The organism is Thioclava sp. DLFJ4-1 (assembly GCF_002020145.1).
GTDB lineage: Bacteria > Pseudomonadota > Alphaproteobacteria > Rhodobacterales > Rhodobacteraceae > Thioclava > Thioclava sediminum.
Window position 1 is genome coordinate 136,427 of record NZ_MPZT01000005.1, and the last position, 12,722, is coordinate 149,148.

The 12,722-nt window shown below is 56.9% G+C and carries 15 protein-coding genes and 1 tRNA gene; 4 read left to right on the forward strand and 12 right to left on the reverse strand.

The features are described 5' to 3' along the window. Nucleotides 1-117: 117 nt before the first annotated feature. The 3 genes from BMI85_RS15910 to BMI85_RS21470 are packed head-to-tail and all read right to left on the reverse strand — an operon-like array spanning nucleotide 118 to nucleotide 2,089. Entirely contained in the window at nucleotides 118-597 is a 480-nt protein-coding gene (locus BMI85_RS15910; RefSeq protein WP_078601966.1) for a DUF2948 family protein, read from the reverse strand. A gap of 51 nt (nucleotides 598-648) precedes the next feature. Then, nucleotides 649-1,917 carry a UDP-N-acetylglucosamine 1-carboxyvinyltransferase gene (gene murA / locus BMI85_RS15915; RefSeq protein WP_078521738.1) on the reverse strand — a complete coding sequence of 423 codons (1,269 nt, stop codon included), beginning with the start codon at nucleotides 1,915-1,917 and terminating at the stop codon, nucleotides 649-651. 1 nt (nucleotide 1,918) lies between these two features. Then, nucleotides 1,919-2,089 (reverse strand): hypothetical protein, encoded by a 171-nt coding sequence (locus tag BMI85_RS21470; RefSeq protein WP_165756964.1) that lies wholly within the window; start codon nucleotides 2,087-2,089, stop codon nucleotides 1,919-1,921. Between the two features lie 118 nt (nucleotides 2,090-2,207). Here BMI85_RS21470 and BMI85_RS15920 point away from each other — a divergent pair. The 4 genes from BMI85_RS15920 to BMI85_RS21185 all read left to right on the forward strand — a co-directional run bounded on the left by BMI85_RS15920 (nucleotide 2,208) and on the right by BMI85_RS21185 (nucleotide 4,274). Beyond that, nucleotides 2,208-2,282: transfer RNA gene (locus tag BMI85_RS15920), tRNA-Thr, on the forward strand. A 465-nt stretch (nucleotides 2,283-2,747) separates the two neighbouring features. Beyond that, a complete protein-coding gene (locus BMI85_RS15925) occupies nucleotides 2,748-3,161 on the forward strand; it encodes a hypothetical protein (RefSeq protein WP_210402368.1) in 414 nt (137 codons plus the stop codon). A gap of 70 nt (nucleotides 3,162-3,231) precedes the next feature. Beyond that, nucleotides 3,232-3,864, forward strand: coding sequence for a hypothetical protein (locus BMI85_RS15930; RefSeq protein WP_210402369.1), 633 nt, complete (start codon nucleotides 3,232-3,234; stop codon nucleotides 3,862-3,864). 44 nt (nucleotides 3,865-3,908) lie between these two features. Continuing rightward, nucleotides 3,909-4,274 carry a hypothetical protein gene (locus BMI85_RS21185; protein WP_143595122.1) on the forward strand — a complete coding sequence of 122 codons (366 nt, stop codon included), beginning with the start codon at nucleotides 3,909-3,911 and terminating at the stop codon, nucleotides 4,272-4,274. A gap of 477 nt (nucleotides 4,275-4,751) precedes the next feature. On the opposite strand, the gene BMI85_RS15940 is transcribed toward BMI85_RS21185, so the two are convergent. From BMI85_RS15940 to BMI85_RS15980, 9 genes are all read right to left on the reverse strand, one after another. Next, a complete protein-coding gene (locus BMI85_RS15940; RefSeq protein WP_078601970.1) occupies nucleotides 4,752-4,940 on the reverse strand; it encodes a hypothetical protein in 189 nt (62 codons plus the stop codon). After that, nucleotides 4,940-6,097 carry a helix-turn-helix domain-containing protein gene (locus tag BMI85_RS15945; RefSeq protein WP_078601971.1) on the reverse strand — a complete coding sequence of 386 codons (1,158 nt, stop codon included), beginning with the start codon at nucleotides 6,095-6,097 and terminating at the stop codon, nucleotides 4,940-4,942. Before BMI85_RS15945 ends, BMI85_RS15940 begins: the two co-directional genes overlap by 1 nt. Then, entirely contained in the window at nucleotides 6,078-6,302 is a 225-nt protein-coding gene (locus BMI85_RS15950) for a hypothetical protein (RefSeq protein ID WP_078601972.1), read from the reverse strand. Before BMI85_RS15950 ends, BMI85_RS15945 begins: the two co-directional genes overlap by 20 nt. A 42-nt stretch (nucleotides 6,303-6,344) precedes the next feature. Beyond that, the gene (locus tag BMI85_RS15955) at nucleotides 6,345-6,719 is read right to left on the reverse strand and encodes a hypothetical protein (protein WP_078601973.1); all 375 of its coding nucleotides are present in this window, start codon (nucleotides 6,717-6,719) and stop codon (nucleotides 6,345-6,347) included. Next, nucleotides 6,707-6,892, reverse strand: a complete 186-nt coding sequence (locus BMI85_RS15960) for a hypothetical protein (protein WP_078601974.1) — start codon at nucleotides 6,890-6,892, stop codon at nucleotides 6,707-6,709. Before BMI85_RS15960 ends, BMI85_RS15955 begins: the two co-directional genes overlap by 13 nt. A gap of 630 nt (nucleotides 6,893-7,522) precedes the next feature. After that, on the reverse strand, nucleotides 7,523-8,227 hold the full coding sequence (locus BMI85_RS15965) for a hypothetical protein (RefSeq protein WP_143595123.1): 705 nt from the start codon (nucleotides 8,225-8,227) through the stop codon (nucleotides 7,523-7,525). Between the two features lie 3 nt (nucleotides 8,228-8,230). After that, nucleotides 8,231-8,527, reverse strand: coding sequence for a hypothetical protein (locus tag BMI85_RS15970; RefSeq protein WP_246832580.1), 297 nt, complete (start codon nucleotides 8,525-8,527; stop codon nucleotides 8,231-8,233). Between the two features lie 133 nt (nucleotides 8,528-8,660). Beyond that, nucleotides 8,661-11,384 carry an SGNH/GDSL hydrolase family protein gene (locus BMI85_RS15975; protein WP_078601975.1) on the reverse strand — a complete coding sequence of 908 codons (2,724 nt, stop codon included), beginning with the start codon at nucleotides 11,382-11,384 and terminating at the stop codon, nucleotides 8,661-8,663. A gap of 61 nt (nucleotides 11,385-11,445) precedes the next feature. Next, nucleotides 11,446-12,585, reverse strand: coding sequence for a hypothetical protein (locus BMI85_RS15980; protein ID WP_078601976.1), 1,140 nt, complete (start codon nucleotides 12,583-12,585; stop codon nucleotides 11,446-11,448). Nucleotides 12,586-12,722: the final 137 nt, after the last annotated feature.

Consider the following 12,722-nt stretch of genomic DNA (forward strand, 5'->3'; position numbering starts at 1 on the left):
CTTCGGATTAGAGACTCCCGCCCTGCCCCGCAAGCACGACGCTGCCCCCAAGGGCAATTCCAATTCGACTTGGCGTAAATATCCCCGCCGGAGGCATCCCCGGCGGCAAAGAGCGGCTTACTCGGGATGATGCGGCACTTTGCCGGAAGGCGCGCGATAGGGACGCTCGACGTCGCGCAGATCTACATCGAGACATTCGACATCCGCCGCCAGCGCGCCGTCGCCCGCCAGCGTCAGGGTCACGCGACCCGCGCCGTCTTCGGTCTCTTCAAAGGTGATATCGAGGATCGAGAGCACCACGTCGCGATCCGAACGATCGATCCCCATGCTCGAAACATGGGTGACATCCGAGATCACCAGCAGCGACCGCACGCGCTCATAGGGACGCTTCTCGGCCTCGGCCTGCGCCTTGTCTTCCCAGCGGAAGCGGTTGATCAGCAGCGCGAGACGCCGGGATTTCGCCTCCCAGGCGATCTCGGTGATCGGCAGCACGGCGTCCTGCACCAGCGCCGCGATCACGGGGAGGTCATCCTTGGTCTCGGCGCGCAGCGCGATCGCGCCTTCGCCACCATCTTCGAATTTCGCATCACGGGTCATTGGGTCACCTCTGCATCCGATATGGGGAAGACGGCGGGAATTGCCAGCCGATCAACTCGCTTTCACGCGCTCGATATGCGCACCGACGCCCGCCAGTTTCTCCTCGACGCGTTCATAGCCGCGATCGAGGTGATAGACACGGCTGACGACGGTCTCGCCTTCCGCGGCCAGCCCTGCAAGGATCAGCGACACGGAGGCCCGCAGATCGGTCGCCATCACGGGCGCCCCTTTCAGCTTCTCGACGCCGTGGACCGTCGCATGACCACCATGGACGTCTATATTCGCCCCCATCCGCACCAGCTCGGGCGCGTGCATGAAGCGATTCTCGAAAATCTTCTCTTCCAGAACGCTGGTGCCCTCGGCGGTGCACAGAAGCGCCATCATCTGCGCCTGCAGGTCGGTCGGGAAGCCGGGGAACGGCTCGGTCGTGACGTCGACCGCGCGGATGCGGCCATTCTTGCGCGCCACCTTGAGGCCGGTATGGGTCTGCTCGACCGAGATGCCCGCCGCGTCGAGCTTCTCGCAGAAGCTCTCCAGCAGATCGATTCGACCGCCCAAACACTCCACCTCGCCGCCGCAGATCGCGGGTGCGAGCATATAGGTGCCGAGTTCGATCCGATCCGCCACGACCGGGTGGGTCGCGCCGTGCAGGCGGTCCTTGCCCTCGATCACGATTTCGGAGGTGCCGTCGCCCTCGATCTGCGCGCCCATCGCGCGCAGGCATTTCGCCAGATCGACGATTTCCGGCTCGCGGGCTGCATTCTTCAGCACCGAAGTGCCTTTTGCGAGCGAGGCGGCCATCAGGAAGTTCTCGGTCGCGCCAACGGAAGCGAAGCGCATCTCGTGGGTGGCGCCTTTCAGCCCGCCCTTCGCTTCGGCATGCAGATAGCCGTCCTTCAGCTCGATCTCCGCCCCGAGCGCTGCGAGCGCATCGACATGGATATCCATCGGGCGCGCACCGATCGCACAGCCGCCGGGCAGCGACACGACCGCATGGCCCAGACGCGCCAAGAGCGGCCCCAGCACCAGATTCGAAGCGCGCATCTTGCGCACGATTTCATAATCCGCGACCGGGTTGATCTCGCCGTGACAGGACGTGGCAAGCACCTTGCCCTCCTGCAGCGCGGTCACTTCCGCGCCGAGGCTCGCCAGCAATTCGGTCATCGTGCGGATGTCCGACAGGCGCGGCGCATTGGTCAGGGTCAGCGGCTCATCGCTCAAGAGCGTGGCCGGCATCAGCGCGAGACAGGCGTTTTTCGCCCCCGCGATCGGGATTTGGCCGGAAAGTGGCCCGTTGCCGCGTACGACGATGCTGTCCATGTCAACTGCCCTCGGATTCGTTGTTATTCGGCGGCTTGGATTCGGATTTGCGGGCGCGCGCCTGCGCCTTGCGCCGCTGCAGATTCGCGCGCAGCGCCTGCGCCCGACGCTCTTCGCGGCTCAATTCCGCATCGCGGGACGTGCCCGATCCATCTTTCTTTCCGCCTGTCATGGCGCCTCGTTTAACCCGCCTGTGAAATCCTGTCGAGAGAGAGCAAGATTTGCCCTTGCACCCTCGAGCGATTGCGTCTAAATCCCCGCCACGGTCGAAGCGACGGACCGAAACCGGCGCTGCTGTAGCTCAGCGGTAGAGCACTCCCTTGGTAAGGGAGAGGTCGAGAGTTCAAGTCTCTCCAGCAGCACCACTCAACCACATGAAAACTAACGCATTTGCATCGCACAACGGGCACGACTTATGTGCAGAACGCGGAGTGAACACGCGTCGTTATGTGGCAAGTTTTTGGCAAGCTCGCGGATTTTCGCGCTGTCTAGCCGATCCTGTCGTCGTTCCTCATGAATAATGCCAATCCGTCCGTAGGTCGCTTCATTTCGTCTCTCGTGCAGAGAGATGGTTCAGGAGCGTCTTCACGGTGAGCGATTCCAAGCACTTGGATTTCCTAAAGTGCCGGACAGGTCATGAACGGAGCGTGAATTTTGAAACGGGTAAATGAGAAAAGGAGTCCACAATGAAGGAGCCTTGCGAACATCTGCACGGTGGCCATGTAGCTCTCGTAGATGGGTGGGTCTGTGGCAAGTGCTGGACCATCCTAGGGGATCGCCCGGTGAAGTATGGCAAGCCGAAACCAACGCGCCAGCCTGCGTCGGACGCAGTGGCCCGTATCCTCAACCGGCAGAAAACCAACGCGGTCGACGGCGATACCGCGTCTTTGGACGGCCTAACCTTGCATGAGCATCTGAAGGAACCGAAAGTCTACCTCTCGGATGTCCCGCGCACCCCGCCTCAGGTCATTGTCTGGCAGGCTGAGGCGCGCGTGCTAGGGCCACCGCTTTACCCAGTGAAGGTGACCGTCGATACCTTCCTTATGGGGATGGTCCGTCGCTACAAGATGCGCGGTCTATTGGGTGATAACGACGCCATAGAGGCGGCTCTTGCGTTCATGCAATCCTCGGATGAAGAATTTGGCGGCGGTGACTTTGACTGGTCCGATGCTGGAGCCGCTGAGCTTGCAGACAAAGACATGTCATATTGGGATCACGACGAAGGCGGCGGCAGGAACGCCTAACGGTGCAGGAAAACTGGCAGTCCCGGCAGGACAGCCGCTTTCCACACGAAATCAACGCGCTGCGCCGGGAATGTCCAACTGTGGAACGCATAAGGAATCAATTGGTTGGGTGAAGGATGTCCAACTCGAAACAGTAGAAGAAGGGAAAAGCATGCCAAACCACATTGTAAACGAAATCCGTCTGCACTCAGTAAATCATGAAGATGTCCGCGCTATCGCCTCTAGCGAAGATCGGGTGATCGACTTTGAGAAACTTCTGCCGCTTCCGCTGAACTTTTGGCTGGGCAGTGCGGGCCTTGACCATCAACGAGCGTCCCCCGGAACACATCTCGATTCAGCAAGGGCGACGTGGGGTACGGAATGGAATGCCTATGCTCTGAACGACGATAGCCTGCGCCAAGACGGCGGTGATACCGTGCTCACCTTCGAGACTGCATGGTCTCCGCCGCGCGGCTGGGTTGTCGCTGTGTTCAACACGCTGAAATGCGACATTACTCACCACTGGCAAGACGAGGGTAGCGATGACGTTCACCGAGAGCGATACATATTCACCGGCGACAACAGCATGTTCTTCCCGAAGTGGGAGCGCGAAGTTGTTGATCGCGATAGCGATGATTACAGACGCCTTTACAAGCTCCAATGGGGCTTCGAAACGCCACAGCAACTGCACGAGGAGGTCATGGGGAAAAGTCCAAGCGCCTAGCAGATCAATCGCTTGGCGGCTGTCCAACTCGAAAGGAGAGAGATATGGCGGACGATGAACGTGAGCAAATAGATGGTAACTCACCACAACTCTATGAACGCGGTAGGCTTGTCGCTCACTGCTCTGACGACTCAGGAATGGCAGATTGCGGAATTAGCGTAGGGCTGGGAAACGGTCAAATGCTTTATGCTGGAGATCTGCCTGATCCATTTTCCACTGGCATCAAGCTGTATTCTCAGGGCGCATCAATTCTGGTCGCTGACCGTGTAGACTATGAGGTAGCGCGCGCAATGATTGAGGTTATTGCGGAAGCTATAAATGGAGAAAGCGAGAGCGAAGAGGCTGCCGAATATCGCAAGCAAAGCCAGTTTAGGCAGATGATGCGTGACGTCGGGATGCTTAGCTTCTAATGTTAGGAGCTAATGTTAGGAGCAATGAAGAGATGGCTATAGGTATTACGATGGCCAAACGCCTAACCCCCTGTGCGACGAGCTCATCCCCGTCGCACACGCTCCCTAGACAGACGCGCCTCCGAGACGCTATCACGGCTGAATTGAACGGTTATTTTCAGGAGGTGCGCGGATGCTTATCGCCGCATATGTGTTGATCGCATTGGTTATTGCTATCGTTGCGTGGGATTTCGTACCGCACGCCTATCGGTCTGTGAGAAAGCGTGTGATGCGCGAGGTCGTGCTGTAGAAGCATGAGCGCAGGAAGTGATTACCGCAGCGCCTATGATATGTCGCAGATCAGGTCAATCATGCCTTGAAAAGGTCCAGCATTTGTGCGATAGTGTGGGTTCCACAATCTACGGGCATTACATAGGCCGCCCGGCAATATTAGTTGAAGTCTATGAAAAGCCAGACCCAAAGGGCCTGGCTTTTCTATCACCGCAGCGCCTGCGCCACCTGATAGATCAGCTCACCAAGCTGCGCACGCGGGATAACCGCCACACACACGCCCGCCTGATACACGCGCAGCCCATCAGCGCCAACGTGCCATGTGCGGGCCTCTGTGGCCTCTGGTAGGATCGCGACGGGGGTGCGGTTCTGGTATATGTGGAGGCTGCTTTTCATTAGACCGCCCTGTCGATTGGATCATGGGCCTGCAGCACAAGCCCCTTGAGGCGGCAGAAAGTCATCGCCTGTAGGCCACGGATGCCGCCGAACATCGCGCCGTAAGCATCCGGCGGGCAGAACGCGCGCAGGGTGTAATGCGTGACGCCTGGGAAGTCCTGCACCTTAAGGTGATGCAAGTGACCGGTCAGGATCACGCGGTGCGTCGTCTCGGACCAATACGGGCATTTGTCGGCGGCAATCATCGCCAGCCGCTCTGGCTTACACTTGTCGCCGTGGTGAATGATAATCAGGCTGTTGCCGTGCCTGATCCAATAGATCTCGGACTTGTCCCACTGGTCGAGCGTCGGGAAGTCAATCTGGTCGTCTTGGCGATACCGCTGCTTGAGCGCAGCCTTCAGAACAACATGGCTGTCTTCGTCATGGTTGCCTCGGATCACATACACGCTGACTTTGGCATGGCGCGATGCAAGCAACTCAATCGCATCCGTGATCGCCTCGATGGTCATGTCTATGATCTTCTCATAGCGCCCATCTGCATCCATCTTATGACCTGATCCGGGTGTCTCATTCTTCGCGTCGTTGACGTGGATCGTATCTCCGCCGAAGATGACGACTGCATGATCGCTCGGCGGTGACATGGCAGACACGCGGTCGATTGAGCGCACAAGGTCAGCCTTCATCAGCTTTAGGTCATAGTCCTGCGATCTCGTCTCTCGGCCCCATGCAAACATCCCGGCATGCATGTCATAGAGTGGGTAGACCGTGCAGAAGTCGCCGCCGATCTTCTCAGCATGCGCGGGAGTGTATGGTGTGATGCTTTCGAAAGCTGTGGCCACGTCATCAAGCAGAGACGTCGTGTCGGTCACGTTATTGCTGATGAACGCGGAGACAGTGCGCCCATTCTCGAGCGGCACTTTGTCCCAGTAGTGCTTAAGCCGGGACACATCAACAAGCCCGACCTGTTTTGCCGTGTCGCGGATTGCCGGGTCTGCATCGTTCCACTTGTCATAGGCCTTGAGCCTGCGCTGAACCGCTGGACGGGTAAGCCCCATGCGCTCCGCTATCTCATACTGGCTGAGGCCTTCCGCGCGGAGCTTTGCAGCCTCTATGCGCTCTTGCTCCACCTTCTCGGCATCAACCGTCTCGATCGGCATACTCTTCACTCACGATTGCCTCTAGGAAAGTTCGTTGCATCGCCATGATCTGGTTCATCGCATCGATACCTTTCGCGACGAGGTGGAGCTGGCGTTGCGTGGCCCATCGATCGCTGGGCAAACCCTTTCTGGCCCGGCGCGAAAATTCGGACGCAGCATCAAGGGCCTCCGCGTGCTCTTCGCGGAAGTCGTCTAGGTTGATCATGTGCAGGTGCTTTCGCTTGCGATTTATGGGATGCAGGCCGGATTAACTGCGGAACGAGCGCACGACGCGCGCTGTGGCAGCCGATCCGAAGTAGAACCCGACGATCAGGCTCTGCACGGTCATCAGGTTGTCGCTGAGGGGGTCAGTGACGCCCCAGCCAAGCATCTTGTCCCAGATGATGAGCTTGGCATTGAATGCGATGAACGGAGCCGCCCAGAGGAACTGCACAACGCTGGTGAAGCGACCGCCAAGCGCAAGGTTCGCCTGCCGCTGGCGTAGCTGCTCGATCTCAACCTGCGCCGCAATCCGCTCTTGCTCGGTCTGTGCGTCTTTGCTCTTGGCGTAGGCTTCGATCACCTTGTCCACGACGCCGCCTGTGAGCCATGAGAAGACCTTGGCCCAGATCACGTTGCCCACCCCTTCTTCTTCGCAATCGCATACAGTGCCTCAACAAGCGCGCCGATAGCCATAGCGAGGACGGTGACGAGATCAGGATCGCCCGCCAGCATGTCAGCTTGCGCAGCCCCGATGATGCCGCCGATAACGTAGCGCAGGGCTATTCTAGCTATCGGCGCATACTGGTTATTCATTTTTATTTCCTTTCTTGCGTATCGAAGTATAATGGACACATGGAACAAATATGCTCTGTGGCTGGGTGCAGCCGCCCTAAGGACCGACTAGGTTTCTGCACGATGCATTATATGCGAAATCGCAGAAACGGATCTCCAACTGCAGGCAGGACTCCTACAGGTTTGCCATTAAACTTTGTCAAGGATGCCGTTAAATCGAACAGCGACGAATGCATCATTTGGCCATTCAACGCTTCGCAAGTCAGCGGATATGGTCTGGTAAGATATAAAGGAAGGAATACAACCCCTCATAGGTTGTCGCTTTCATTAAAAACTGGTGTCTGGCCTAGAAACAAAGTTCATGCAGCGCATGACCCTGTAAAATGCAAAAGCAGATTATGCATAAACCCTAATCACTTGCGGTGGGCTTGCGCTAAAGAAAATGAAAAAGACAAGACGGTAGCCGGAACTCTGTGCAGTGGGAGTAGAAATGGGAACTCATTTCTGAGCGAAGAACAGGTCAGAGTAATCAGGGGAATGCCCGGTCCAGCATGGGCTATAGCTTTATCTTTTGGCATCGCGCAGGGCGTCATAGAAAACATCAGGTCTGGCAGAACCTACAGAAACCAGTAACGACGGGTGCCCAGTTGGTCATTTCTTGCCTCCGAAGAATGCGACGAGTGCCTTGATGATTTCTGCGATGATGGCGCCGAGGCCGCTATCGTGCGCCTTGGGGATATCCGCTTCGACTTGCTTGTAGTCGCCCGCCTTCAGAGCGACCGCAAATGCGTGCGCATAGCCTGCGATCATCACTGCACGGTCTTTTCCGTTCACGACGCGCCGCGCGCCCACACAATCGTCGGGCAGGTAGTCCTTCAGCTTCTTTCCGGTGAAGATGCCAGACTCGCATCCATCCACGAGGATTTTCGCGGCTACGGTGGGCTGCATGGCGCGGTTAGGATTGCTGAGAAGATTGACGCCGGTCAGGTCGCTGGCCTTCTTGTAGTTGGCCTTGTGCGTGAGTTGCACATAGCCCCGGCCCAGCCACGTTTTGCCGTCAGAGTCTCGGCGCCAGTAGGGCTTGCTCACCCAGCTCAGCTTGCCCGCCTTCCACGCGGACTCGAGACGCGCAATCGCTTCGTCGTCCGTCTTGGCCAGCGTCTCGCGCACGGGGCGCATCGTGTGCGCTGTCTCGTGGTAGGCGGTTGCCAGAAGATAGGCGACATGGCTGATCGGAAGGCCAGCCGCTGCAGCAAGGATCGTCTCGATCCCGTCCACCTGCCCTTGCGTGAGAGACGTGCCGAAGACCCCGCTTCCGCGTGTGCGGAGCGAGGCGTAGAATGCCTTCTTGTTCATTAGTTACTTCCCCTGTTCAATCCGCTCTAGGCGCGCATCAATCCGCGTGAGATACCCGAGGATGTTGTTGAATTTCTCGTCCTGGCGCGCCTGTTGCGTCTCAATGGCGCGGATGCGGATCTCATTCGCTCTGGAAAGGGTCTTATTGTCGTCTGATGTCTTCTCAAGCCCAGCAAGATTCATGCCGATGAAAATGCCCGCGCCGACAAGGCTGCCGAGAATGCTCCAAGCTAGGGACTTGTTCAGCGTAATCCCCCTGTCGCTGTTCTCAATGCGGGGGCGGAAGTCTTCGTGTGTCACAATTGCCCCCGCGTGATCTGTTGCTCTCCGGGGCGAATCCCCATCTCTTTGCTCATAGCCATCCGTCAGACCTCGTTCTGGCTGGTGGTTAGGCTCCGGGGCGAGTGTCCGCTCACCTCGGGGCCGCTGGTAATTAGGTTCCGGTCAAGCTGCGCGCTTCAACCCAATCAGTATTGAGAACATTTCCCCTGCCATTGGTGATCCTGCGCCATCTGTCGATAATGTACTGACTTCCTGACGTCCCGAGTACGCTAGGTGCAGTATTGATGATCGTATCGCCAATGCGGTAATACCCGGATGCTGGGAGAGATGACCGCCATTCGACGCGATATCCACCCATCAAAGCAGACCCGCTCTCTCCAATGTGGTCAACCCGCGTTGCACTGTCAGCGGCCAAGATAGCCTTTGCATATGCCCGGGCAGCCAATACACTACCAAGTTGGTTAGGATGTAAGTTATCAAAGGTAGTACTGCGAACAGAGTCGATAATGCCAAACTCAGACTGCATGTCTGCTACGACCAAATTGTTTTCCGCAGCAATCCGCAAAAGCTCTGTGCGATACCTACCGCCTAGGGCGTAGTTCAGTGCGTTGAACCCAGCGCCTGTAATTGCAGTGCTTGAGTACATAGGCGGGATACCGATGATGGGCACAGCCCCATCAGCTTGCACCGAAGAAATGATACTCTCGACGCTCGTGCGGAAGCTAGAAATTGAAGTTTGCGCCTGAATATCATTCGTACCGACCATAACTAGAGCATAGTCAGACGTTGAGAAATCAGCAGAGGCAGCAGCCGTGGCTTGATTTGCAGCCTTGTCGCCGGGATATGCGATATTCTGAACGACGGTTACATCTGCATACCCATACCCCTTGATCAGATAAGGTAGCAAATCAGGGAACGGTAAAGTTTGTGCTGCGCCAAAGGTAATGCTATCACCGATATAGCTCAGCTTGAGCTTTTTCCCTGATGGCATCCAGTCTGCACGAGCTACTGTCCCGTTATTAATTGAGGAAGCGACAGAGTTCGTCGAGTTGCTAAGTACAAAGCCAACACCAAATGCGGCATTGCCCGGATTGGACTGAACAGAAGCTACCTTCCACCCATTCACGTAGAACTCAAAATTCTCTGCCGTCACAAATCTAACACCAACCGTAGGTACAGACAGAGATTGGATACCGTAACCTGCTACGGGAACCGAAATATTCCCCGTAATGTTAGTGTATGTTGATCCATCCCACTGGTATACGTTTACATAGCGTATTGCAGTTGCCGTGTTATAAAGAGCAAATCTAAAAACATAGGTGCCACACTGCACAATCACTCCCGCGACTGCTGAGCCAGGATCAGCTCCAGTAACGGGAACATCAAAGGAAGCGCTGTAATACTTCCCGACTTCTGGGTTTCCAAAAATACCATCGAAGGGGCTAGTAACAGCGCCTATGGCATAAGACACTGACGTAGAGTCTACAGTGCCAGTTGTCGAAGATGACCAAACATTACTGGGCCACGTCGCGTATTTACGCTGTTCCCAAGTTGTGAAGTCGATTGCCTCAGGGGAAGTTATGCCGTCATTAATACCGAGAGATGACGCCAGCGTAATAAGCTGATGCTCAGTAGCAGTATTCGGGAGGAGATACTGGTGAACATTGCGAGATTGGACATATAGATCGAGTTCAGTTTCCAGTTGCCATGCCTTGTAGTTAACAAATGCAATGTCATACACTGACAACACGACACCCGGATCAGCCGCAAGTCTAACTCCAAATAGGTCAGGCGAGGACTGTGATGCCTGAGCGATAAAATACGTTCCGCTTGATGCGCCAAGAGGCAATCGCAGAGTGCAAGAGTTCGCTATTGCGGCAGATTTTGCTGCGGACAAAGCCGCCCAGCAATCGGAGACACCATCAGACGGTGCGCCGAACCAAGGCAATAGAAGCTCACCACCTTTCGGTACGACATCAAACTCTTGACCGCCTGCATTCGTCTGTCCGAGGTTGCCAGATGTGGCCACAGTGGAGTAAGTTGCGTCAATACTCGGAATGGTTAGCGTCGTCCCAGCCGCGAACGTGCGGGGGTCCTGATTAACCATCTCGTCAAAAGACGCAAACTCACGCCGATAGCTAACCCACTGCCCGCTGATGCCGGTGAGATCGCGCACAAGCGATCCGTCTGCGGTGTAGGTGGATGCAGGGACGATCAGGCCATTCTCGCGCTGCCCATTGAAGCCATCAGCCACGGAGACGATCTGCCCGCTGATGATGTCGGTTGCGGCGTCGAGCGCGGTGAACGTGTCCTTGTGGACGTCAGCCGTGAGGGCGGCGGCTTCGGCAGCCGTGGCGCTGTCGCTCGCCTTCGCAGCGTAGTGCAGCGCGGAATAGAGCCCGCCGCTAACCTCGGTGTCTTCGGGGTTGGCTGCCCACTTCTGGGCCGTAGTTGCGGAGTCTGCCGCGTTTCCAGCGCTAGTGGACGCCTCGCCAGCCTTCGTCGTCGCGGTATCCGCAGCAGCTTCAGCATCTTCCTTATAACCAAGCACCGCCCCGGAGATCGTATCGCTCAGTTCCGGGATCAGCTCGACGCACTCATAAAACGAAATCGTGGAGACATTCGGCACGCCGACAAGAAACTGCCACGTCCGCTCAACGCCCTCTGCCGTCGCACGATAGCTACCATAGGTCAGCGTCGTATTGATCTCGCCCGCACTGTTGGTCGTGGCTTTCACCTTTTCCGGGATCACGACATAGGAATCGCTGCCATCAGTCATCGATCCCACGCCAGACTGGCGATAAAACGTAATCGTGCCATTCTTGAAAAGTGCGCCGTCCGGGGTGCGAACAATGCCGGTAATGTTGCAGGTCATGCTTGCCTCATAAAAAAGCCCGCGCGCGGCGGGTTCGTGGTCTTCAGAATTTCGGGATAGGTCAGGCGATCTTTTCGATGATTACTTCGCCATAGATGTCATATGTGCCGTAACCAGATGAGTGACCGAAGGCATTTCCGGTCCTGGTCGCACCTGCAGCGACTTGGTGCGCGATCGCTGCGGTTCCTGCCAGCGCAAACTGACCTTCAACCCATGAGTTCGAGTCACAAAGGTCGTTGGAATACGTCGAAGACCCTTCAAGCAGCGTAACTGCATTCGTCACGTCGTAGATCCGCGAGGTGTTTTGATTTACTCGGAACATCGGGGAGCGGGCGCGAACATTGTAAGTTCCGGCTGGGAGCGTAATTTGATTGCTCGCGAGAGAGGCGCCAGTGATTGTGTTCGTGATGACCGTGGTGAGCGGTCGCGTCGTCCAGACGCCGCCGCCCGCATAATCGCCACTCGCCGTTCCAGCCGCGACGCGGTGCTGCACATGGATCGTCTCGGTCGTGATAGCCGAAACCGCAGAGGCTACATCGCTGATATTGGCAACAGTTGCCCAGCTTCCCCACGTTGACGATGACATTTCTCGGTGATGAATGATGGATTCGCCATTCTTGATCAGCGTCATATGCGCTGCAGATGCCGTCTCGCGAACGATGTAGACCACGCCACCATCTGCTGCCGCAACGCCGCTCGGGAATGTCCCGCTTGCCCCCGTCTCGAAGCGATAGAAGCCGCTCGCGATGTTGGTGGCGTCAATGTCCGCAAGCGTATCTGCGTTGCCAGTGACACCAATGCCATAGTCGGCGAGAGGCGCGACAATGTTCGCCTGCACCTTCTCGATGGCAGCCTGTACGTTGGTCGATGGAATATCTGTCGTCGGGTTGAAGCTGATCGCCGCCGCGCCAGTGCCGCCTGCCGGGACCATCAGAGCCGGATCGATCGGGAACCCATCAACTGCAGCACCGCTAGAGTCAGTCACGTTTACCTTGACCGTCTGCGTGGAGAACACCTGCGGGAACACCCCGGCAGAGTCAGCCACTACCGGGGAGGCATGCGGCACGGTGCCTGCAGCGTCCTGATAGACCGTTACCGAGATGTTGGTTCCGGTCTTGTAGAAATACGCCTTGGCGCCCGGAACCGGCGTTGCATTCGCGTCCATTACGCGCTGAGGCGCGAAGCTCAGTTGATCTGCCATTGTACCACCAGAGAATATTGCGCGGCATCTTTCAAAAGATCGGCGCAGGTGCCATATTCAAGCGATGGACATGTCATCGCCGTTCGCGTTCCCGTTTGCTATCGGGTCAACACTTCTGATCGCCATCGTTTGGGCGA

Coding starts and splice junctions, on each gene's coding strand:
- BMI85_RS21185 (WP_143595122.1), top strand. CDS start 3,909: ATGGCGGACGATGAACGTGAGCAAATAGATGGTAACTCACCACAACTC.
- BMI85_RS15980 (WP_078601976.1), bottom strand. CDS start 12,585: ATGGCAGATCAACTGAGCTTCGCGCCTCAGCGCGTAATGGACGCGAAT.
- BMI85_RS15945 (WP_078601971.1), bottom strand. CDS start 6,097: ATGCCGATCGAGACGGTTGATGCCGAGAAGGTGGAGCAAGAGCGCATA.
- BMI85_RS15910 (WP_078601966.1), bottom strand. CDS start 597: ATGACCCGTGATGCGAAATTCGAAGATGGTGGCGAAGGCGCGATCGCG.
- murA (WP_078521738.1), bottom strand. CDS start 1,917: ATGGACAGCATCGTCGTACGCGGCAACGGGCCACTTTCCGGCCAAATC.
- BMI85_RS15975 (WP_078601975.1), bottom strand. CDS start 11,384: ATGACCTGCAACATTACCGGCATTGTTCGCACCCCGGACGGCGCACTT.
- BMI85_RS15965 (WP_143595123.1), bottom strand. CDS start 8,227: ATGAACAAGAAGGCATTCTACGCCTCGCTCCGCACACGCGGAAGCGGG.
- BMI85_RS15950 (WP_078601972.1), bottom strand. CDS start 6,302: ATGATCAACCTAGACGACTTCCGCGAAGAGCACGCGGAGGCCCTTGAT.
- BMI85_RS15930 (WP_210402369.1), top strand. CDS start 3,232: ATGTCCAACTGTGGAACGCATAAGGAATCAATTGGTTGGGTGAAGGAT.
- BMI85_RS15940 (WP_078601970.1), bottom strand. CDS start 4,940: ATGAAAAGCAGCCTCCACATATACCAGAACCGCACCCCCGTCGCGATC.
- BMI85_RS21470 (WP_165756964.1), bottom strand. CDS start 2,089: ATGACAGGCGGAAAGAAAGATGGATCGGGCACGTCCCGCGATGCGGAA.
- BMI85_RS15960 (WP_078601974.1), bottom strand. CDS start 6,892: ATGAATAACCAGTATGCGCCGATAGCTAGAATAGCCCTGCGCTACGTT.